The sequence below is a fragment of the Streptomyces sp. NPDC091281 genome, assembly GCF_044757425.1.
In the GTDB taxonomy this organism is placed as follows: Bacteria; Actinomycetota; Actinomycetes; order Streptomycetales; family Streptomycetaceae; genus Streptomyces.
Genome location: NZ_JBIVUY010000011.1, coordinates 179173 through 200249 on the forward strand (window position 1 = coordinate 179173; position 21077 = coordinate 200249).

The 21077-nt window shown below is 74.5% G+C and carries 15 protein-coding genes and 1 pseudogene; 2 read left to right on the forward strand and 14 right to left on the reverse strand.

Annotation, left to right across the window (positions count from 1 at the left end; all coding sequences use genetic code 11):
• Positions 1-49: 49 nt before the first annotated feature.
• On the forward strand, positions 50-2494 hold the full coding sequence (locus tag ACIQPQ_RS26870) for a glycoside hydrolase family 3 C-terminal domain-containing protein (RefSeq protein WP_401308352.1): 2445 nt from the start codon (positions 50-52) through the stop codon (positions 2492-2494).
• Between the two features lie 118 nt (positions 2495-2612).
• Positions 2613-3674: a LacI family DNA-binding transcriptional regulator gene (locus ACIQPQ_RS26875; RefSeq protein ID WP_383782542.1), complete on the forward strand. Its 1062-nt coding sequence runs from the start codon at positions 2613-2615 to the stop codon at positions 3672-3674.
• Between the two features lie 99 nt (positions 3675-3773).
• On the opposite strand, the gene ACIQPQ_RS26880 is transcribed toward ACIQPQ_RS26875, so the two are convergent.
• The 14 genes and pseudogenes from ACIQPQ_RS26880 to ACIQPQ_RS26945 all read right to left on the reverse strand — a co-directional run bounded on the left by ACIQPQ_RS26880 (position 3774) and on the right by ACIQPQ_RS26945 (position 21043).
• Positions 3774-6194: an AbfB domain-containing protein gene (locus ACIQPQ_RS26880; RefSeq protein ID WP_401308355.1), complete on the reverse strand. Its 2421-nt coding sequence runs from the start codon at positions 6192-6194 to the stop codon at positions 3774-3776.
• Positions 6195-6368: 174 nt separating this feature from the next.
• The gene (locus ACIQPQ_RS26885; protein WP_401308358.1) at positions 6369-7403 is read right to left on the reverse strand and encodes an ABC transporter permease; all 1035 of its coding nucleotides are present in this window, start codon (positions 7401-7403) and stop codon (positions 6369-6371) included.
• Complete coding sequence (locus ACIQPQ_RS26890; RefSeq protein ID WP_401308361.1) at positions 7400-8362, reverse strand: ABC transporter permease; 963 nt, start codon at positions 8360-8362, stop codon at positions 7400-7402. The genes ACIQPQ_RS26885 and ACIQPQ_RS26890 overlap by 4 nt, the downstream gene beginning before the upstream one ends.
• Positions 8355-9962 carry a sugar ABC transporter ATP-binding protein gene (locus tag ACIQPQ_RS26895; RefSeq protein WP_401308364.1) on the reverse strand — a complete coding sequence of 536 codons (1608 nt, stop codon included), beginning with the start codon at positions 9960-9962 and terminating at the stop codon, positions 8355-8357. The genes ACIQPQ_RS26890 and ACIQPQ_RS26895 overlap by 8 nt, the downstream gene beginning before the upstream one ends.
• Before the next feature lie 198 nt (positions 9963-10160).
• Entirely contained in the window at positions 10161-11255 is a 1095-nt protein-coding gene (locus ACIQPQ_RS26900) for an ABC transporter substrate-binding protein (RefSeq protein ID WP_383777937.1), read from the reverse strand.
• A 769-nt stretch (positions 11256-12024) separates the two neighbouring features.
• Positions 12025-13035: pseudogene (locus ACIQPQ_RS26905) on the reverse strand (LacI family DNA-binding transcriptional regulator); the annotation flags it as partial.
• 274 nt (positions 13036-13309) lie between these two features.
• Positions 13310-14026, reverse strand: a complete 717-nt coding sequence (locus ACIQPQ_RS26910) for a hypothetical protein (protein WP_401308367.1) — start codon at positions 14024-14026, stop codon at positions 13310-13312.
• A 138-nt stretch (positions 14027-14164) separates the two neighbouring features.
• Entirely contained in the window at positions 14165-14677 is a 513-nt protein-coding gene (locus tag ACIQPQ_RS26915) for an SRPBCC family protein (RefSeq protein WP_401308370.1), read from the reverse strand.
• 86 nt (positions 14678-14763) lie between these two features.
• Entirely contained in the window at positions 14764-15297 is a 534-nt protein-coding gene (gene cpt / locus ACIQPQ_RS26920; protein WP_401308372.1) for a chloramphenicol phosphotransferase CPT, read from the reverse strand.
• Between the two features lie 138 nt (positions 15298-15435).
• A complete protein-coding gene (locus ACIQPQ_RS26925; protein WP_401308375.1) occupies positions 15436-16248 on the reverse strand; it encodes a DUF6182 family protein in 813 nt (270 codons plus the stop codon).
• Complete coding sequence (locus ACIQPQ_RS26930) at positions 16245-17504, reverse strand: hypothetical protein (protein ID WP_401308378.1); 1260 nt, start codon at positions 17502-17504, stop codon at positions 16245-16247. Before ACIQPQ_RS26930 ends, ACIQPQ_RS26925 begins: the two co-directional genes overlap by 4 nt.
• Positions 17501-18451, reverse strand: coding sequence for a class I SAM-dependent methyltransferase (locus ACIQPQ_RS26935; protein WP_401308381.1), 951 nt, complete (start codon positions 18449-18451; stop codon positions 17501-17503). The genes ACIQPQ_RS26930 and ACIQPQ_RS26935 overlap by 4 nt, the downstream gene beginning before the upstream one ends.
• Entirely contained in the window at positions 18448-20169 is a 1722-nt protein-coding gene (locus ACIQPQ_RS26940) for a GH3 auxin-responsive promoter family protein (protein ID WP_401308384.1), read from the reverse strand. The genes ACIQPQ_RS26935 and ACIQPQ_RS26940 overlap by 4 nt, the downstream gene beginning before the upstream one ends.
• Positions 20156-21043, reverse strand: coding sequence for a hypothetical protein (locus ACIQPQ_RS26945; RefSeq protein ID WP_383777927.1), 888 nt, complete (start codon positions 21041-21043; stop codon positions 20156-20158). Before ACIQPQ_RS26945 ends, ACIQPQ_RS26940 begins: the two co-directional genes overlap by 14 nt.
• Positions 21044-21077 lie beyond the last annotated feature (34 nt).

Sequence of the window (21077 nt, forward strand, 5' to 3'; positions counted from 1 at the left end):
CGACCGGCGGCCCCGCTCCCGGCTTCTTGGGAAAGGACGGCGGGTGCCGATGACGGAGGAAGAGCTGGAGCGGCTCCTCGACAAGCTGACGCCGCGCGAACGGGTGCGGCTGCTGACCGGCGCGACGACCTGGCGCACCCACGCCGAACCGGCGATCGGGTTGCGTGAGGTGGTGATGTCGGACGGCCCGGCGGGGGTGCGCGGCGAGTCCTGGGACGAGCGGCACACGGCGCTGCTGCTGCCGTCGGCGTCGGCGCTGGCGGCCACCTGGGACGAGGACCTGGTCGAGGAGGCCGGGGCGCTGCTCGCCGCGGAGGCGCTGCGCAAGGGTGTCCGGGTGGTCCTCGCGCCCAATCTGAACCTGCACCGCAGTCCGCTGGGCGGGCGGCACTTCGAGTGCTTCTCGGAGGACCCGGCGCTCACCGGGCGGATGGGCGCGGCCCTGGTCCGGGGCGTGCAGTCGCGCGGGGTGGCCGCCGCCGCCAAGCACCTCGTCGCCAACGACAGCGAGACGGACCGGCTGACGGTGGACGTCCGGATGGACGAACGGACGCTGCGGGAGGTGGCGTTGGCGCCGTTCGAGGCGGCGGTGGCGGCCGGGGTGCGGCTGGTGATGGCGGGCTACAACGGTGTCGGCGGGACCACGATGACCGCGCATCCGCTGCTCACCGAGCCGTTGAAGGGGGAATGGGGTTTCGACGGGGTGGTGCTGTCGGACTGGGGGGCCGTGCGCACGACCGAGGACACCGCGCGGTCGGGGCTGGACCTGGTGATGCCGGGTCCGGACGGGGTGTGGGGCGAGGAGCTGGTGCGGGCGCTGGAGGAGGGCCGGGTGCCGGAGGCGGCCGTCGCCGACAAGGTGCGGCGGCTGCTGCGGCTCGCCGCGCGGCTGGGGGCCCTGGGCGGTCCGCGTCCGCTGGCGCCGCCCGCCACGCCGCCGCGCCGGGGGCGGGCGTCGGCGCGGCGGGCGGTCGCCGCCGGTGCCGTGCTGCTCGCCAACCGGGGGGTGCTGCCGCTCGATCCGGACCGGCTCCGGGTGGTCGCCGTGGTCGGGGCGCACGCGGCGCACACCCGGGTGCAGGGCGGCGGCAGCGCGGGGGTGTTCCCGCAGCAGGTGGTGTCGGTGCTGGACGGGGTCAGGGCGACGCTGCGCGGCCGGGCGCGGGTCGTGCACGCGCCTGGCCCGGTGCCCGACGGGCCGCCCCCGCCGCTGTCGCCGACGGACTGCGTCGACCCGCGGACCGGCCGCCCCGGAGTGCTGTTGCGGGTCCTGGACGCGGCCGGGCGGGAACTCTCCGCCGAACACCGCTGGGGCGGACGGCAGTTGGAGCCGCGTCTGGTGCCGGGCGCGCACACGGTGGAGATCAGCGCCCGGCTGCGGCCGACGGTGTCCGGCCGCTGGACGCTCGGGATCGCCGGGTGGGGGCGGATGCGTCTCGCCGTCGACGGACGGACGCTGCTGGACGGTGACTTCCCCGCGGACACCGACGATCCGGCGGTCGTGCACGTCGGCCCGCCGGTCCGTACGGTGTGCGCGGAGCTGACGGCCGGTGACCCGGTCCTGGTGGTGGCGCGGCGGGGGCTGGCGGCCGGGACGGGCCGGGCGACGGTGGTGTGCGCGGCGCCGCCCGCCCCGGACCCGGCCGAGGCGGTGGCCGAGGCGGCCCGCGCGGCCCGGGACGCGGACGCGGTCGTCGTGGTGGTCGGCACCACCGAGCACGACGAGTCGGAGGGCCGCGACCGGACCGCTCTGGCGCTGAGCGGCGCGCAGGACGCGCTCGTCGATGCCGTGGCGGCGGCGAACCCGCGCACGGTGGCCGTGGTGAACAGCGGCGGCCCGGTCGAGATGCCGTGGCGGGACGAGGTCGGCGCGCTGCTGCTGGCCTGGTTCCCCGGTCAGGAGGGCGGCGGCGGGCTGGCCGACGTGCTGTTCGGGCGGGCCGAGCCCGGCGGGCGGCTCCCCACGACGTGGCCGGCCGTCCTGGCCGACGCGCCGGTCACCGACACCCGGCCGCGCGGGGGCCGCCTCGCCTACTCGGAGGGGGTGCACGTCGGCCACCGGGGCTGGCTGCGCTCCGGCCGGACCCCCGCGTTCTGGTTCGGGCACGGCCTCGGCTACACGACGTGGGCCTACGAGGAGGCCGTCGCGCCCGCCGGGGTGACGGCCGGGGAGGCGTTCGAGGTCCGGGTGCGGGTGCGCAACACGGGGGCGCGGGCGGGCCGGGAGGTGGTCCAGGTGTATCTGGCGCGGCCGGACGGGACGGCCGTGGAGTACCCGGTGCGGTGGCTCGCCGGGTTCGGCGCGGCGCGGGCCGAGCCGGGCGGGTCGGTCACCGTGGCCGTACGGGTGCCGGGGACGGCCCTGCGGCACTGGTCGGAGGCGGAGGGCGGCTGGCGGACCGAGCCGGGGCCGTGCCGGGTGCTCGTGGGCCGGTCGGCCGGGGATCTTCCGCTGGCCCTGACGGTGGAGGTGAGGCCGGGACCCGCCGGGTGAGGGCGCGGGGCGGGGCGGGCGGGGAGCCGGGAGCGGACGCGTGGGCGGGGGGTGGGGCGCGCGGGGGCCGGGAGAGCGCTCTATGCCCTGGCGTGGGCGGCCGGTTACAGTGCCAGGCATGAGCAGACAGGCGCCGACGCTGGAGGACGTGGCGCGGGAGGCGGGCGTGTCCCGGGCGACCGTGTCACGGGTGGTCAACGGCGTGCGCAACGTGGACCCCGCGATCCAGGAGCTGGTGCGCCGGGCGATCGAGCGGACCGGCTACGCCCCCAACAAGGCGGCCCGTTCGCTGGTGACGCGGCGCACGGGGACGGTGGCGCTCGTGGTGTCCGGGGCGGGCGACGGTTCCGGTACCGAGGAGGCGGCGGACACCGGCGAGCACACCGCATTCGTGGCGCGGGTCTTCGCCGACCCCTTCTTCGGCCGGGTGGTGAGCGGTGTCGTGGGGCATCTGCGGCCGCGCGCCATGCATCCGGTGCTGATGTTCGCGGAGACGCCGCAGGCCCGCCAGGACGTGATCACGTATCTGCGGCAGGGCAGCGCGGACGGTGCGCTCGTCGTGTCGACGCACGCCGACGACCCGCTGCCCGCGCTGCTGGCCGGGGCGGGACTGCCGGCCGTGCTGTTCGCCCGCCCGTCGCGGCCGGTGGCGCTCAGCTACGTCGACCTCGCGCACCGGGACGGCGGTCGGCTGGCGGCGGAGCACCTGCTGGCGCGGGGCCGCCGCAGGCTCGTCACGGTGGCGGGGCCGCTCGGGGTCACGGCGAGCCAGGAGCGTCTGGCGGGGTTCCGGGACACGATGGCCCGGCACGGGCATCCCTATGTCCCGGTCGCCGAGGGCGGGTTCACGCTCGACAGCGGCATGGCGGCGATGGGCGAGCTGCTGGACGCCCACCCGGACCTCGACGGGGTGTTCACGGCCAACGACCTCATGGCGCAGGGCGCTTGCCAGGTCCTGCGGGAGCGCGGGCGGCGGGTCCCGGAGGACGTGGCCGTCGTCGGGTTCGACGACTCCAGTGTCGCGGTCACCTGCCGTCCCCCGCTGACCACGGTCCGGCAGCCGGTGGAGGACATGACGGCGACGATGGCCCGCCTGCTGGACGAGCAGATCCGGGGCGAGCGGCCCGAGCCGGTGTCGGTGGTCTTCGACCCGGTGCTGGTGGTCCGCGACTCGACGTGACGCGCGGGCAGGACACGGACTCGGCGTGCTCGGGTACGGCGACCGCCCGTGCCGTAGGGGGAGTTCCCCGTGGCACGGGCGGTCGCTGTCGGTCGGGGGTCAGGGCGCCCAGGGTGCCTCGACGGCCCAGGTGGTGTCCTCCGTGAAGAGGGCGGGTGTGTCGTAGGCGTGTGTGCCGCCGGGGGTGGCGAGCCACAGCTCGGCGTTGTAGTGCCGCAGATACTGTCCGGGGAAGTTGTACGCGGACAGCCGGACCGCGCCGTTCGCCCCGCGGACGGGGCAGAAGGTGGCGTCGGCGCGGTAGAGGTCGCCGCTGCCCGCCTCCTTGTAGACGCGGAACTCGCGGTGGCGCAGGTACTGGCCGGGGTAGTTGCGGGACTCGAAGGAGTAGCAGGAGCCGTCGGCGAGGCCGGGCACGACGCGCCAGGTGGCGTCGTTCTTCAGCAGGTCGCCGCTGGAGGCGTTGACGACGTCGGTGAAGGCCGCGCCGTCCCGGTGGCGCAGGTAGCGGTCGGTGTACCCGGCGGTGGTGACGCGCAGGGAGCGGGTGCCGGTGGGGAGGGTGACGGGGGCGGTGGACGTGCGGGAGGCGTCGATGAGGGCCCGGTTGGCGGCGCGGACGCGGGCCTCGTCGACCTTGACCACCTGGCGGTCGTAGGTGAGGAGGCCGTTGGCCTCGTTCTCGACGTCGGTGATCTCGGTGTAGACGGCCGCGGAGAGGCCCCGTGGGAGGCGGACCTCGCGCAGGGCGTCGAGGAGGCCGACGAACCGGTTGTTCAGGTGGGCGGGGTCGGGCTGGTCCTCGTAGCTGAAGCCGCCGCCGGGGTACCACTCGTGGCCGGGGACCTTGAGGCCGAGGCCGCCGTACTCGCCGAGGACGGCGGCGCGGGTGGCGTCGGGGACGGTGGTGCCGGGTCCGACGTAGACGTGGTGGTCGACGACGTCGCCGTTGCCGCCGTCGACGGAGCCGCAGCAGTTGACGCCGCTCATGTTGTTCACGAGGCGGGACGGGTCGTAGGCCTTGACCTCGTCGGCGATGCGGGCCTGGTCGTACTGGCCCCAGCCCTCGTTCTGGTCGACCCACATGACGAGCGAGGGCGAGCTGCGGTGCTGGTCGATGACGCGGTCGTACTCGGCCTCCCACTGGACGCGGGCCGCCGCGTCGGGGGTGCGGGTGTCCATGGCGGGCATGTCCTGCCAGACGAGGAGGCCGAGCCGGTCGGCCCAGTAGAACCAGCGCTGCGGTTCGACCTTGATGTGTTTGCGGACCATGTTGAAGCCGAGGTCCTTGTGCTTCTGGAGGTCGTACCGGAGGGCGGCGTCGGTGGGCGCGGTGTAGATGCCGTCCGGCCAGTAGCCCTGGTCGAGGGTGCCGGTCTGGAAGACGAACTGGCCGTTGAGGACGGGCCGCAGGACGCCGTCGACGCGGGCGGTCCCGATGGAGCGCATGCCGGTGTAGCTGCCGACGGAGTCGACGGTGGTGGTGCCGGAGAGGAGGTCGGCGCGGACGTCGTAGAGGAACGGGTCGTCCGGGGACCAGCGGTGGGCGTTCGGCACGGGGACGGTGAACTCGGTGCCGACCGGGCCGGTGGCCGTGCCGACGACGGTGCCGCCCGTGGAGACGGTGACACGGGCCTGGTGGCCGCTGGTGCCCGCGCCCCGCACGGTGACCTTGAGGCGGTTGCCCGGCAGGTCGGGGACGAGGTCGAGGCGGGCGACGTGCGCGGCGGAGACGGGTTCGAGCCACACCGTCTGCCAGAGGCCGGAGGCGGCGGTGTAGAAGATGCCGCCGCCGGGGTGCGGGGTGACGTCGTTGATGCGCTGCTTGCCGACGGCCTGCCCGCCGGTCTGGGTGGGATCCCAGACGGAGACGACGACCGTGTTGGTGCCGCCGTTCAGGAGGTCGGTGATGTCGTACGAGAAGGCGTCGTAGCCGCCGTCGTGGACGGCCCCGGCCTGCCGGCCGTTGACCCAGACCGTCGTACGCCAGTCACTGGCACCGAAGTTGAGCTGGACGCGGCGCCCGTTCCAGCCCGCGGGGACGGTGAACGTGCGCTTGTACCAGAGCTTGTCGTTCTGGGTGATGCGGCGCTGGATGCCGGAGAGCGCGGACTCGGCGACGAACGGGACGCGGATCTGCTCGGTGAACGTCGCGGGCTGCCCGGCGGAGGCCGAGGTGACGGCGAAGTCCCAGATGCCGTTCAGGTTGGCCCAGTCGGCGCGGGTGAGCTGGGGGCGCGGGTACTCGGGCAGCGGCGGGGAGGTGACGGGGACCTGGTCGGTCCACGGGGTGGTCATCGGGGCCGGTTTGGGGGTCCAGGCCTGTGGCGCGGCCTGCGCGGTGCCGGTGACCGTGAGGGCGGTGCCGCCGAGGAGGGCCAGGGCGGCGAGGGCGGTGACCGCCCGCCGGGCCCGCCGCCCGAGCCGGGCCAGGGGCGAGGGGCGTAAGGGGCGTGCGGGGGCCGACGGGGGTGGGGACGCCCGGTCGGGCGAGGGCGTGGGTGCGGGTGCTCTACGCATCGTGCCTCCTTGAGGAGTGGGGTGGGGCTACGTGCGTGTGCGAGGACGGCCGGGACGCGGGGGGCACCGCGGCCCGGCCGCCCGGTGGTGCGCCCGGGGAGCGGGGCTCTGCGGGCCGGGTGGGGCCGGACGCGGCGGCCGGAGGTGGAGAGGCACGGCCGCCGCGTCCGGGGTTCACAGGACGTTGCGTCTGCGGCCCAGCCAGGTCTGGGCGATGACGACGACCGCGAGGAACGCGCCGCTGACGACCTGCTGGTAGGAGGAGTCCAGGGAGCCGATCTGGTTGATGACGTTCTGGATCACCTTCAGCAGCAGCACCCCGACGAGGGAACCGCTGACGAAGCCGAGACCGCCGGTGAGGAGGGTGCCGCCGATGACGACGGCCGAGATGGCCTCGAGCTCCATGCCGTTGCCGAGGATGGTGACGCCGGACGCGAGCCAGGCGGCGTTCAGGGCGCCCGCGAGCCCGGCCAGGACCGCGGACAGGGTGTAGACGAGGATCTTGGTGCGGGCGACGGGGGCGCCCATGAGGGCGGCGGCGTCCTCGTTGCCGCCGACGGCGTACACGTGCTGGCCGAAGCGGGTGCGGCGCAGGACGACGGCGCCCGCGACGAACAGGCCGAGGGTGATCCACACCGGGTTGCCGAGGCCGAGGGTGCTGCCCTGGCCGAGTTCGGCGAGGACCGAGCCCTTGCCGATGAGGTAGGTGTCGGCGCCCTCGTCGGTGAGGGCGAGCATCAGTCCGCGCGCGCCGAGCATGGCGGCGAGGGTCACGATGAACGGGGCGAGCCGCGAACGGGCCACGAGCAGGCCGTTGACGACGCCGATCGCCCCGCACACCACGAGCGGCAGCAGCAGCGCGACGAGGGTGCCGTGCCGGGAGCCCCAGGCCGCCAGCACACCGCCGAGCGCGAACAGGGAGCCGACCGACAGGTCGATGCCGCCGGTGATGATGACGAAGGTCATGCCGAGCGCGACGATCGCGAGGAACGCCGAACTGGTCGCCATGTTGGAGACGTTGTCGCCGGTGGCGAACGAGTCGAAGCTGAACGACGCGACGATGGACACGACGACGAGGACGGCGAGCGCGCCGTGCTGCTGGACCAGGGCGCTCAGCCGCTCCGAACGGCCGCTCCCCACCGGTCCGTCGGTCTCCTTGGGCGGCTCGCCCGCGGCTGTCACGGGCGCGTCCGTCTTCACGGCGGTCATCGCCTCCCCCGTCCCCGTGCGGCGTAGACCGCGCACACGATCACTATGGCCTGGGCGATCTGGGTCCACGAGGGCGGCAGATCGTGCTTGATGAGCGTGGCGGTGAGGAGCTGGATGAGGACGGCACCCGCCACGGTGCCCGCGATGTTGACGCGCCCGCCGGTGAGCGGGGTGCCGCCGACCACGACGGCGGTGATGGCGGACAGCTCCATCAGGTTGCCGAGCGACGTCGGGTCGCTGGCCTGGAGCCGTGCGGTGGCCAGGACGCCCGCCACGGCCGCGAGCAGCGCGCAGACGACGTACACGATGATCAGGACCCGGCGGACGGGGAGTCCGGCGAGCTGGGCGGCGGGGCGGCTGTCGCCGATGGCGAGGAGCTGCCGGCCGAAGGTGGTGCGGCGCACCACGAACGCGATCAGGACGGCGAGGGCGGCGGCGATGAGGATCAGGTAGGGGAAGCCGAGGACGTCGCCGGAGCCGAGGGAGGCCAGGGTGGGGTTGCGCAGGTCCTCCAGCTGGGGCAGGAGGACCAGGGCGAGACCGCGCCCGCCGACCATGAGGGCCAGGGTGGCGACGATCGGCTGGACGCCCACGAAGGCGACCAGCGCCCCGTTGGCGGCGCCGACCGCGGCGGCGAACAGCGCGACGACCAGGAACGCGGGGAGGAGGCCGTAGCCGAGGTAGAGGGCGGTGACGGAGGCGGCCAGCGCCATGACGGCGCCGACCGACAGGTCCACGCCCTCGGTGCCGATGACGAGGGCCATGCCGAGCGCGACGATGATGACGGGCGCGACCTGGACGGCCTGGGTGCGGAAGTTCTCGACGGAGACGAAGTGCGGGGTGATGACGGTGTTGACGATCAGCAGGACCGCGACACCGACGTAGACGCCGTAGGTCTGGAGCCAGCCGAGGAGGCGGGCCTTGTCGAGCGGGACGGTGCGGACGGCGGCCTCAGCCATCGACGGCCACCTCCCCCTGCGGGCGGGCGTCCTTGCCGCGATCCGGGCGGTCGCCGTCGGCGGCGGGGCGGCCGGTGGCCGGGGGGACGTCCCCGGCGATGGTCCGCATCAGCTTGTCCTCGGTGACGTCGTCGCCGGTGAGTTCGCCGACGACGGCGCCGTCCTTCAGTACGACCACCCGGTCCGACCCTTCGATCAGTTCCTCCAGGTCGGAGGAGATGAGCAGGACGCCCAGGCCGTCGGCGGCGAGTTCGTCCACGAGTTTCTGCACCTCGGCCTTGGCCCCGACGTCGATGCCGCGGGTGGGCTCGTCGAGGAGCAGCACGCGGGGGTTCATCGCGAGCCAGCGGGCGAGGAGCACCTTCTGCTGGTTGCCGCCGGAGAGTTCGCCGACCTTCTGGTGCGGCGAGGACGCCTTGATCCGCAGCCGCTTCATGAAGGTGTCCACGACGGAGTCGACGCGGGCCTCGGAGACCAGTCCGAAGCGGGACAGCTGCGGCAGCACCGCGAGCGCGATGTTCTCGCGGACCGACAGGCCGGGGACGATGCCCTCGCTCTTGCGGTCCTCGGGGAGCAGGCTGATGCCCGCCCGGATCGCGGCGGGCGTCGAACCGCCGCGCAGCGGGACCCCGGCCACCGTGACCTTGCCCGAACTCAGCGCCAGCGCGCCGGAGATGGCCTTCGCGGTCTCGGTGCGGCCGGAGCCGAGCAGTCCGCCGAGGCCGACGACCTCGCCGGGCCGGACGGCCACCGAGACGCCGTGCAGGCGGTGTTCGACGGTGAGTTCCTCGGCGCGCAGCACCGGCTCGGAGTCGGTGGTGTGGTCGCCGGTGAACTTGGTGAGGCCCTCGCGGCGGACCTCGCCGAGTTCACGGCCGAGCATGGTCGACACCAGGGCGAGGCGGTCGAGTTCGGCGAGGCTGCCGTGGTGGACGCGGCGGCCGTCGCGCAGCACGGTGACCGTGTCGCACACGGCGTACAGCTCGTCGAGGCGGTGGCTGACGTAGACGACCGCGATGCCGTCGTCGCGCAGGCGGCGGATGACGGCGAACAGGGTCTCCACCTCGCGCGGTTCGAGGGAGGAGGTCGGCTCGTCCATGATGACGATCCGGGCCTCGGTCGCGACCGCGCGGGCGAGGGCGACCATCTGCTGGGCGCCGACGCCGAGGGTGCGCAGCGGCTGCCGGACGTCGACGCGGACGCCGAACGTCCGCAGGGTCTGCTCGGCCTCGCGGTGCATGCGGGCGAAGTCCAGCAGGCCGAACCGGTTGCGCGGCTCGCGGCCGAGGAACAGGTTGCGGGCGACGCTGAGCAGCGGGATGAGGTTGACCTCTTGGTAGATGGTCGAGATCCCGGCCTTCTGCGCTTCCAGCGGGGTGCCGAAGGCGACCTGGCGGCCCTGGAAGGTGATGTCGCCCGCGTCGGGCCGGTAGACGCCGGTGAGGAGCTTGATGAGGGTCGACTTGCCGGCGCCGTTCTCGCCGATCAGGGCGTGGACCTCACCGGCGTGCAGGGTGAGGTCGACGTCGTCCAGGGCCCGGACGCCGGGGAAGGTCTTGCTCAGTCCACGGACGGCGAGGACTTCGGCGGGGGGTGCCACCTGTGCCTCCAGGATTACGGAATGCGGAATGCGGAACAGACGAACGAGGAGAACTGCGAAGGGGGTTGCGAAGGGAGTTGCGAGGAGAGGTGTGGTGGAGTGACGGAGGAAGGGCCGGGCGACGGGTGCGGGGAAGCGGGGCGCGTCGGCGCCGACGGTGGCCGGGGGCCCGGTCGGTGGCCGGGCCCCCGGTGGCCGTCAGTACGCCTTGCCGATGTCGCCCTTGGCGTTGGCCGCGTCGTAGGCGCCGTCCTGGATGATGATGTCCTGCGCGACTTCCTTGCCCTGGGTGAAGGTGTCCAGGGTCTGGAAGGCGAGCGGGCCGAAGCGGGGGTTGGACTCGATGACGCCGCTGATCCAGCCGTCCACGATGCCCTGGACGGCGTTGCGGGTGCCGTCCACGGTCACGATCTTGACGTCGCCCGCCTTCTTGCCGGCGCCCTTGAGGGCGGCGACCGCGCCGAGGCCCATCTCGTCGTTCTCCGCGTAGATGCCCTTGATGCCGGGCTTCGACTGGATGAGCTGCTCGGTGACCTGCTGGCCCTTCTCGCGGGCGAAGTCGCCGGTCTGCTCGAAGACGACCTTCAGGTTCGGGGCCTTCTCCGCGACGCGGTCCTTGAAGCCCTTGGTGCGCTCGGTGGTGACGTTGTTGCCGGCCGAGCCGAGGAGGATGGCGACCTCGCCCTCGCCGCCGGTGGCCTCGATCATCTGGTCGGCGGCGCGCTTGCCCTGCTCGACGAAGTCCGAGGCGATGAAGGACACGTAGTCCTTGCAGGCGGTGGCGTTGATCTTGCGGTCGATCGTGACGATCGGGACCTTCTTGGCGGCGGCGGCCTGGAGCACCGGGTCCCAGCCGTCGGAGTTCAGCGGGGCGATGACGAGCAGGTCGGCGCCCTTGGCCAGCAGGTCCTGGACGTCGCTGATCTGCTTGGAGAACTGCGACTGGGCGTTGGCCGTCAGCAGTTTGACCCCCCGTGAGGCCGCCTCGTCCTTGATGGACTGCGTCTCCGCGATCCGGAAGGGGTTGGCCTCCTTCTCCGACTGCGAGAAGCCGACCGTCGCGCCCTTGAGGTCGAGCTTCTTCCCGCCGTACGTGTCGACGGTGCAGGTCTTGCCACCGGGCTCCGGGGTGACGACCTTCTGGCCCGCGTCGGCCGCGGACGAGGACTCCTTGGTCCCCGAGGCGTCGTCCTCCGATTTGGCGCAGGCGGTCGCCGTCAGGGTGAGCGCGGCGACCAGGGCCACCGCCGCGGGTCGGGCGAGAGAACGGGAACGGTTGACGGTGCGCTGCATGGTTACCCCGATCCGGGTGACGCTGAAAAAAGGGAATGCGGGAAGCCGGACGACGCGAGGAAATCGCTCCGCTCCCCGGTGTGAGCCGTTGTGAGCCGATGTCCGGTTCGCTGCAAAGAGGTTTTTACATCGTTGGAAGAAGGCTGTAAACCCCCTGCGCGCCAGGTGGGATACAGCGGGTGCGGAGCCGCCCGGCGCGGCTGCCGTCAGTGACAACGCGCCGGTGACGACGGCCCGGAGGGCCGCCGCGGCGCGTACACCACTGCTGGGCAGGCGGTTTGGCGATCGGGAAATGGGCGCGGTCGCCCGGGGAGCCCGCGGAACGGGACGGACGGGCAATTCGAGAAAGCGCTTGAGCGGTACGGGAAGAGGAGGCGGCGAGGCGCGGAGCACGGGGCCGTGGCGTGGCTGCGACGCGGGTACGGGGGCACGCTTCGGCGTGGCGGCACGCTTCGGCGCGGGTGGGCGTGTGGGCGCGGGCGGGTGCGTGGGCGCGGGGGTCGGTGCGCACTCACGTACAGGCGGGCCGGTGGTCGGTGGGCGGGCGGTCGACGGACCCTCGGTGGGCGGGCGTCGGCCGGTCCGCGGGTCAGGGGGCACCGTCGCCCCGCCCCGCGGCCGTGTCGCTCCGCCCGGGGGTCGCGCTCTCCCTCTCGGGCGGCGACGTGCCGTCCCTGCCGGGCGCGGCGCCCTCGTGGACGAGGGTCGCCGCTCCAGGGGCGAGGGAGACTCGCGCGCGGGCCGCAGCCGTGTCTCCTCGGGCGAGGGCCGCGGCCTCCCGTCCCAGGGTGCTCTCCCGGGCGGCGAGGCGGTACTCGGTGCGCACCCGGCGGGGTTCGGGCGCCTGGCCGTCCAGGCGGGCGAGGACGGACTCGACGGCGAGGCGGCCGATGGCCTCCTTGTCCGGGGAGACCGAGGTGAGGGACACCGCGCCGAACCGGCCCTCCACCACGTCGTCGAAGCCGACCACGGCCACGTCCTCCGGAACCCTCAGTCCCCGCGCGTGCAGGACACGCATCGCGCCGATCGCCATCAGGTCGTTGTAGGCGAACACCGCGTCCGGACGGCGGCCCGACTCCAGCAGCCGGGTCATCGCCTCGGCGCCGTCCGCGTGCCCCCACCCGTCGGTCGCCGCGACCAGCGCGTCGTCGGCCGCGAGACCGGCACCGGTCAACTCCTCGCGCCAGCCCCGCACCCGGAGATGGGCGGGTTCGCTGCGGCCGCGCCGGGCGCCGATGAACGCCACCTCGCGCCTCCCCAGCCCGACCAGATGGCCGACGGCGGCGCGGGCGGCGGCGACGTTGTCGATGGCGATGTGGTCGTACGGCACGTCGTAGTCCCGCTCCCCCAGCAGCACCAGCGGCACGTCCTCGGCCCTGTCCCGCAGATCCTCCGCCTCCAGTTCGATCGGACTGAGGATCAGGCCGTCGATGACGCGGGCCCGGAAGCCCTGGCTGACCAGGATCTCCTGCTCGCGGCGGCCCCCGGTGTGGTCGAGGAGGACGATGTGGTCGTGCTCGGCCGCCGCGTCGATCACCGCGGCGGCCAGTTCCGCGAAGTACGGGTTGCCCAGCTCCGGCAGAGCCAGCGCGATGATGCCCGTACGCCCCTTTCTCAGGTGCCGGGCGGTGAGGTTGGGGCGGTAGCCCAACGCGTCGATCGACCGCTGCACACGCGCGCGCATGGCAGGAGTGACGTGCTGATAGTTGTTCACCACGTTGGAGACGGTCTTGATGGAGACCCCCGCGTGCGCGGCGACGTCCTTCAGGCTGACCCGCACGACATTCCCTTCGTGAGCGGCCCGGCGCGGACGGCCGGTGCGGGCGCCCCGTAGCCGTCATGTGCCGTGCGCCGGACCACTGCGCTCGCCAATTTTACAACGTTATACAGGCGGGTTCGGGCGGCTGACAAGGCATCGAACAAAGTCGGTGCGGGCGCGGGAGAGGGAGCCGCGGGAGGCGGCGGGGGCGGCGCGGGGGCCGTGGTCAGGACGTCCCTCCGGGCGGTGGGGAGGACCGCATCCGGGCGGAGCGGAGACCGCCGCCGGACTGGTCTCAGTCGTCCAGGAGGTCGAGCCGCTCGGCGGCCCGGCGCCATTCATGGGCGACCGCCTGTGCGCGCACCCGCAGTTCCGCGGCTGCCCGGTCCAGTCCGGCGACCGGGACCGCTCGGAGGAGGGCGAGGTCCTCGTACTGCCGCCGGGTCTCGGCGCCCGGCCCCGGCTGTCCGGGCCCGTCCCCGGAGATCGCCATGGCGGTGGTCTGGAGGCAGCGGAAGGCGCCGTCCCAGGGGCCGCCGGCACAGGCCGACGCGGCTTCGGACAGGGCGGTCAGCGCGTCGACGTGCAGCATCACGGCACCCGCCAACTCGGCCTCTTCCAGCGCTTCTTCCAGGGCTTCATCGAAGGCCCCGTCGAGAGACTCAGCGAAGGTCTCCCCCGAAGTGCCGCCCGCGTGAGCGTCCGGGCCCTCGGTGGTGCCGTACTGCTCGGTCAGGGTGCGCCTGACGTACGCACCGGTCCGGTCGGCCAGCTGGTCGGCGAGTACGTGGAGCCGGGCGCGCGAGGCGTCGTCGCCCGCGAGGATGCCGGTCCAGCACAGGTCGAGGAGGCGCCTGGCCGTCTCCGCCGCCGCGTCGCCGTGGCGCCGGAAGCGCGCGTCGCCGAGGGCCCCGGAGATGCGCTCGGCCGCCGCCAGGCCCACCAGCGCGGCGGCTCGGGGGTCGACCGCGCCCAGCGCGACCCGCCACTCGTCGAAGTCCCACGACCGCATGCCTGTCCCCCGCACCGTCCGTCCGCCTGTCTGTCTGCCTGTTTGCCTGTCGGCGCCATCCTGCCGCCCAGGCCCGTACGGCGGTCGGGCGGGGGCGGGTCGGGGGCCGAGCGGGTGGGCGACCGACCGGGGCGCCGCTCAGGACGTCGGGGTCGTCTCCAGTTCCCGCTTGAGGTTGCGCAGCGTGGCGTCGATGTTGCGGACCTGGAACTCGGCGAAGGTGCGGCCGCCGGTCACCGCCCGGTCGAAGAGGTGGGCCAGGGCGTCGGGCCAGGAACGGCGGTCGTCGGTCCACGACTCGGTGACGCGGGTGCCGTCGCCCTCGGGCGTGAAGCGGTACTCCCAGGTGGCGATCGGCCCGCGCAGCCGGGGCCGCCGTACGCCGATGGCGTGGACGCGGAAGGCGAACCTGCGGCCGGGTTCGGCCGCCGTGACGGTGCATCGGGTGACCCAGCGGAACCGGCCCCGCTTGTTCAGTCCCTCGAAGCGTGTGCCCTCGACGGCCTCGCCGACGGGGGTGCGCGGGGAGGTCCCGAGGTTCTCGGGGCTCCACCGGCCCATGTCCGCCGGTCGGCTGATCGCGTCGTAGGCCGCGGCGGGCGGGACGTCGACGACGATGCTGCGGGTCACGGTGAAGACGCGGCGCGCCACGGTGCCTCCCTCGGGAACACGGGCACATTACCCGCGAGTAAGTCGATCGTACGACGCCCGCTGCGGCGCGGGGTGGCCGGTGGGTGTCAGCGGAGGTGGGCGGCGATGGCGCGGGCGCAGGCGAGGGACTCGGCGCGGGTGGTGTCGACCTCCAGGTCGTAGCGGACGCCGCGGTGCACCGCCTCGGCCTGGGCGGCGGCCATGCCGGGGACGCGGTCGCCGCGCGCGGTCTCGCGGCCCGCGGCGACCTCGCTGTCGCAGCGGACGCCGACCCAGAGCGCGGGCAGGTCGCCGAGCGCGTCGCGCCAGCGGGCCTGGGAGGCGGCTCCACCGAGGAACACGTCGTCGACGACGACCCTGGCACCGGCCCGCACCGTCGCCACGACGCCCTGCGTCCACGCGGCCTCCAGTTCCCGGAAGTCCCCGCCGACGCTCACCCCGCCGTCGGCGGCGAAGACGATCCCGTCGTCCGAGGCCCGCATCCGCGCGGGCAGCGCGTCGACGAACGCGTCGCAGCCGAAGGCGAGCCAGGGGTCGGGCAGCACGGCCTGGAGGCATCGCACGATGCCCGACTTGCCGGAGCTGGAGCCGCCGTTGAGGATGATCGTCCGTGTCGTCACCGGGACACGGTAGGACGGCGGGCCGGGCCCGTGGAAACAGGTTTCGGTCCGGGAGGGCCGGGTGCCGTCCGCGCGCGGTCACGCGTGCCGTCCCCGTCCGTCCCGCCCCGCCGGGCCCCACCTGTCATCCCGCCCCCGTCAGTCCGCCCCCGTCGGCAGGGGGCCGGTGAGGGCGGCGGCGGTGCGCAGGTGGCCGGGGCGGTGCGGGTCCGGTACGGCGCGTACGGCGGCGTAGGGGGCGGGCGGGCCGCCGAGGTGGGGCACGCGGCGCAGGACGACGTGGTCGCCGGGGCGGAGGAGGCCGTCCAGGACGGCCTCGACGAGGACGTGGTTGAGGTGGACCAGGGCGGCGGAGTAGGTGCAGTCGGCCGTGGCCAGGTGGAGGTGGTGGACGCGCCCCGAGGACGCGGGGGCGTCGGTGGGCCGGGGGTGGTCCGGTGGGGCGGGGACGTCGAAGGAGGTGTCCGGGCCCGTGGGGACGGGGGCGGTGGCCTGGAGGAGCTTCAGGAGGCGCCGCAGGGGGGCGCTGGCCATCGGGGGGCCGGGGGCGGTCCAGGCGGCCGAGCCGTCGGGGGCGGTGCGGGCCGGTGGGAAGCGGGCGGCGAGGTGCGCGGGGTTGCCCGCCACGAACACGGTACGGGTCAGGGAGCGCCGCCACACGTGCGCGGGGCCGGGTTCCAGGCCGAGGGCGTAGGCGCAGGTCTGCCGGGCCCAGGCGGTGAGGTCGAGGTCGCGGATCACGACCGCGACGAGCGTGCCGTCGCCCTGCTCGGTCTCCGTGTCCGTCTCCGCGGCGATCTCGGCGCCCGCGGCGGCGAGGCCGTCGTAGGTGGTGAGGTCGTGGCGGTCGGCCAGGTCGGGGCGGGCCCGGCGCAGCCGGTCGGCGACGGTGGCCCGCAGGTCCCGCTGGACGGCCTCGCCCGCCTCGATGTGCGCGGTGGTGGTGGTCACAGGAACACCCCCGTCAGGAGGTCGGTGGCGGGGGTGCGGCGGTGGCGGCCCAGGAGGGAGGTCGTCAACCGGTAGGGGTCGATGTGGAGTCGGGTCCGGCGGTGGCGGGTGAGTTGTTCGGCGAGCGGCGGTTGTCCGTCGTCGCGGGCCGCCGCGAGGAGGCGGGCGGCGCGGCCGAGACACTGGTGGAGGAGGTCGGGGCGGAACGACTCGGCCTGGCCGGGGCCCAGGACGGCGATGAAGTACAGCCGCAGGCCGAGCCGTACGGCCCGCGGGTCGTGTCCGGAGCGGGTGGCGGCGAGGAGGGTGCCGGCGTGGTGGTCGCGCCAGCCGCCCTCGCGGGCGGAGCGGATCGCGCCGTCGATGGGCACGCGGCCGATCGGGACGCGGGAGACGGCCGGGCCGAGGGCGGCCACGACGCGGGCCAGGCGCTGGTAGTCGGGGTCGAGCTGGCTGTCGTAGAGGAGGACGACCTCGTCGTGTTCCGGTGCCAGGGCGAGGAGTTCGCGCAGTGCGCAGGCGAGGTAGTTGGGGCGGCCGTCGGGGGCGATCAGGGTCCGCAGGGGGACGCCGTGCCGGGTGAGGTCGAGGAGGACGGGGCCGCCGAGGGGCCGCTGGTCGAGACACATGCCGAGCGTGCCGAGCCGGTCGATCATCGCCTCGGTGCTGAGGCCGGGCGGCTGGTGGGCGCGCAGTCCCGGGTCGTGCAGGCCGAGTTCGGCGTACTGCGCGGTCCAGATGTCGAGGACGCGGGCGGCGGCGGGGTGGGTCCAGCCGTGCTCGACGGCGTCCGCGTACGGGCGGAGCGCGGCGGCCGGGACCCGTTCGCCCGCGGAGCGGAACGCGACGTAGAGCGCGCCGAGTTCGAGTTCGTCGAGCGTCGACGGGTCGAGGTCGGGGTGGTGGCGGTCGAGGAACTCCCAGAAGCCGAGGGTCTGTTCGGTGGGGTGGTAGGTGGTGTGGCTGTAGCGGAGGGTGACGTCGGCGACGTGGGCGGTGGCCCGGTACATCACGTCGGTCCAGAGCAGGCCCTTGAGGTGGCTCGGGGTGAGGGGTTTGGAGGGGGTGACGGTGACGGGGGCCAGCAGGACCCGGGGGCGGCCGGGCGGGGCGGCCGTGGGGCGCAGGGCGGGCGTGTCGGCGGTCCGGGGGCGGGTGCCGTCGCCCGCACGGGGGCCCGGCACCGTCGGTCTGGCGGCGTCGGTGGCCGCCTCCGCCGCCGGTGCGGCCCCGTGTCCGGTGGTGCCGCCCCTCACGAGGCGGTCCGGCCGTGCACGAAGAACACGCGGCGGGCGCCGGTCTCGGTGCGCGGCGGCACGGGGTCGGGCCAGCGGCCGAAGTGGGCGCCGTCCTCGCCCGGTTGGAGCGCGCGCACGGTCCAGCCGCACGCGGCGAGAAGGTCCTCGGGTTCGTCGACGCCGAAGATCCAGGGCGCGCCCCACTCCGCGAACACGTCGAGCAGCGGCTTCATGTGCGGGAGGGTGAGGGCGGTGGTGTTGACGAGGTCGGCGGCGACGGCGCTGCCGGGGGCGGTGAACGCGGCGATCCGGGTGAGCAGGCCGCGCACCTCCGCCTCGGGGAGGTAGTAGAGGAGCCCTTCGAGGACCCACACCGAGGGCAGGGCGGGGTCGTAGCCCGCCGCGGTCAGGGCGTCCTCCCAGCCGGGGGCGAGGAGGTCCGCGGGGACGGAGCGGTGGTCGGCGCGGGGTACGGCGTCGCCGAGGCGGTCGTGCTTGTGGGCGAGGACGGCGGGCCGGTCGATCTCGAACCAGCGGGTGCCGTCGGGCCAGTCGAGGCGCCAGGCGCGGGTGTCGAGTCCGGCGGGCGCCAGGACGACCTGGCGGATGCCGTCGCGGGTGGTGAGGTCGCGGAGGTGGTCGTCGAGGAAGCGGGTGCGGATGGCGTTGAAGTCAGGGGTGCTGGGCACCTCCTGGCCGTCGGTGGGGCGGGCTCCGGCCGCGGCGACCTCGGCGAGCAGGGCGGGGCCGGTGGTCCCGGCGAGGACGGCGGCGTAGGGGTCGCTGTAGAGGCGGTCGGGGCGTCCGGTCTCGGCGGCCCGCAGCGCGGCGGTGAGCAGCGCGGTCCGCTCCAGCGGCCCCAGCCCGTCGGCGTCGGCGGCCCCGGGGTTTCCGGCCCCGGTGGTGGTGTCCTCGGGCCCGGTCGTGGGGTCCTCGGTCCGGGGGGCGTCGTGGTGCGTGGTCATGCGGGGTCCTCCGTGGGCCGTGGGTCCGGTGCGGTCGCGGTGGGGCCGACCAGGCGTTCCCACTGGGCGGGGTCCTGCCGGAAGAGCCGGTCCTTGACCTGGGTGGGCCGTACGCCGCCCGCGACGGTGTCCTGCCAGTCGCGCAGGAAGGCGTCGCCGGGCAGCCTGAGCGTGGTGGGGGCGGCGAGGCGGGCCGCGGCGCGGGCGGCGCCGTAGCCGGCGGACTCGCGGGCGAGTCCCTCGTCGAGGCGGGCGGCGAACGCGTCGGCCTCCTCGTCGTGCCAGGGGGTGGTGGGGGCGACGGCGAACACGTACCGTCCGGGGCCGTCGGTGCCCGGCGCGGGCTCCACCCGGCAGGCGGCGTTGCGCAGTTCGAGTCCGGTGGCGGCGAGGGCGTCGGCCAGGGCGCGGGTCACCTGGGCCTCCCGCAGCCGCTCCCCCGCCTGGTCGCTGCGGCCCGCGCGGCCCGCGTAGGCGAGGCGGGGCACGCCGTGGGTGCGGTCGGTGACGCGGACGACGTCGCCGACGGCGTAGCGGTAGAGGCCTCCGACGTGGCTGAACACGACGTGGTAGTCGCGGCCGGGTTCGAGGTCCTGGAGGGTCAGGGTGTCGGCGTCGGGGGTGAGGTCGGCGTCGGCGTCGACGAACTCGTAGACGGAGGCGGTGACGACGGGGCTGCCCGCGCTGCCGTGCCGGTCCAGGGCGACGCCGACGGGCCCCTCGGAGGCGGCGACGGGGGCGGGCAGGACGGTGACGCCCGCGCCGAACTCCTCGCGCAGCCGCGGCAGGTAGAGGGTGGCGAGGCCGGTCGTCCAGCAGAAGATCGCGCGCATCCGGGGCCACACGTGGGCGGGCCGGACGGTGCCGAACCGGTCGGCGAGGGACTCCAGTTCGGCGGCGCGGGCCGGGTCGGGGCTGCCGTGCGGGAGGCCGCCGAGGGTGCCGTCGCGGATCTCCTTCACGATGCGCGGCCACCACTGGCGGAGCTGGTGCGGGACGGCGGCGACCATGGCGGGGTTGATGCCGATGACGCAGCGGACGTCGCCGGTGACGGCGAGCCGCAGCCGCAGGTAGGCCTTCTCCAGGTGGTCCTGCGCGGCGACCGGGACGGGCAGCGCGCCCCAGGGGGCGTCGGTGCCGGGTTCGGCGGAGAGCGGTTCGCCGAAGGTGGTGCCGAAGTCGACCTGGCTGGCGCCGACATGGGGCTTGCCGGAGCTGGTGGTGGGCGGCGCGGTCAGCGGGTCGTGCTTGAGGTTGAGGACCGCGTCGGGGCGGGCGAGGACCTCGGGGAAGTGGGAGACGAGGGGCGCCCAGGCCGCGTAGTAGAACGGGAAGAACGTGGTGCGCATGAAGCGCGGGGTAACCGGGATCTTCTTGTGGGCGCCGGTGCTGCCGCTGCTGGTGAAGAAGACGGCCGGGCGGTCGGCGGTGAGCACGTTCGTCTCCCCGGCGGCGCTGCGCTCGATCCACGGTTCGAGGTCGGCGTACGTCTGGACGGGGACGGCCCGGCGGAACTCGTCGAGGGTGCGGATCCGGCCGAAGCCGTGCGCGGTGCCGTAGTCGGTGCCCGCGTTGAACTCCAGCAGGTCGGTGAGGACGCGCTGTTGCTGCGCGGCGGGGTCGGCGAGGGCGGCGAGCAGGCCCGCCCGTTCCGCGAGGACGCGCGCCGTGTAGCGGGACGCGCGGTCCTGTTCCCCTTGCGGGTCAACCGAGTTCATGGGCGATCAGCTCCCGTACGGTGGCCGCGGTCCGCGCGGCGTCGGCCTGTTCGGCGAGGACGGTCACGGGCAGGTCCCGGATCTCCTCGCGGACCAGCCGGTCGAGGTCGGTCTGGTAGCGCCGGAATCCGTACGGCTCGGGGCTCGGGCCGTAGTACTCCAGGCAGTTGAGGTCGGCGCCGTCGCGGGAGCGGCGCCAGGCGCTCTCGGGGGCGACGTCGAGGTAGATGACCCGGTCGGGCCGGGGGAAGGAGCGCCACCAGGTCAGCAGGGGGTCGTCGGGCACCCCGGCGAGGCGGCACTTGGCGAGGAACTTGTAGTAGTACGAGTCGACGACGACCGGTGTCCACGGGTCGCCGCCCACGATCTGGTCGCGGAGGTGGACGACGGCCGTGTGGACCATCGCGGCGAGGAAGTCCGGGGACCAGCGGGCGGTGTGCGGCGCCACGTCCTTGACGACGTCGCGGCGCAGCCGCCCGATGAGGGCGTGTTCGGGGGCGAGGAAGGTGTCGTCGACGGAGACCAGCCGCCAGGGTGCGTCGGTGCGCCGCAGTTCGGCGAGCACGGAGGACTTCCCGGCGTAGTCGGGCCCGAGGAGGACGCAGAACGGCGGTACGGCGCGAGGCGCGGATTCCGTTTCGGGTGCTTCCGCGTGGCGCCGCGAAAGGCGTTCGTGCGGGCCGGCGGAATACGCGTCGGCCGGACCGCGCGAAAGGGGCCGGTACGGCGATAACTCGCTGCGGCCGGACAGCATGGCGCGTTTCCCTCCCCTGCCGGAATTCCCGGAGTTGTCGCTGCTGGTGCCGACTCCGCACGGGTGGAACGGCCGCACCGGTACGGAGATCAGCTTGGTCAGCGGCGTGGGGCCGGTCAACAGCCTTTCGCTAAGTGGGAGCGAAGTTTTCGCT

Bases quoted from the DNA above. Each gene is read 5' to 3' on its own strand.
- ACIQPQ_RS26870 (WP_401308352.1), top strand. From the start codon at position 50: ATGACGGAGGAAGAGCTGGAGCGGCTCCTCGACAAGCTGACGCCGCGC.
- ACIQPQ_RS26875 (WP_383782542.1), top strand. From the start codon at position 2,613: ATGAGCAGACAGGCGCCGACGCTGGAGGACGTGGCGCGGGAGGCGGGC.
- ACIQPQ_RS26880 (WP_401308355.1), bottom strand. From the start codon at position 6,194: ATGCGTAGAGCACCCGCACCCACGCCCTCGCCCGACCGGGCGTCCCCA.
- ACIQPQ_RS26885 (WP_401308358.1), bottom strand. From the start codon at position 7,403: ATGACCGCCGTGAAGACGGACGCGCCCGTGACAGCCGCGGGCGAGCCG.
- ACIQPQ_RS26890 (WP_401308361.1), bottom strand. From the start codon at position 8,362: ATGGCTGAGGCCGCCGTCCGCACCGTCCCGCTCGACAAGGCCCGCCTC.
- ACIQPQ_RS26900 (WP_383777937.1), bottom strand. From the start codon at position 11,255: ATGCAGCGCACCGTCAACCGTTCCCGTTCTCTCGCCCGACCCGCGGCG.
- ACIQPQ_RS26910 (WP_401308367.1), bottom strand. From the start codon at position 14,026: ATGCGGTCGTGGGACTTCGACGAGTGGCGGGTCGCGCTGGGCGCGGTC.
- ACIQPQ_RS26935 (WP_401308381.1), bottom strand. From the start codon at position 18,451: ATGACCACGCACCACGACGCCCCCCGGACCGAGGACCCCACGACCGGG.
- ACIQPQ_RS26940 (WP_401308384.1), bottom strand. From the start codon at position 20,169: ATGAACTCGGTTGACCCGCAAGGGGAACAGGACCGCGCGTCCCGCTAC.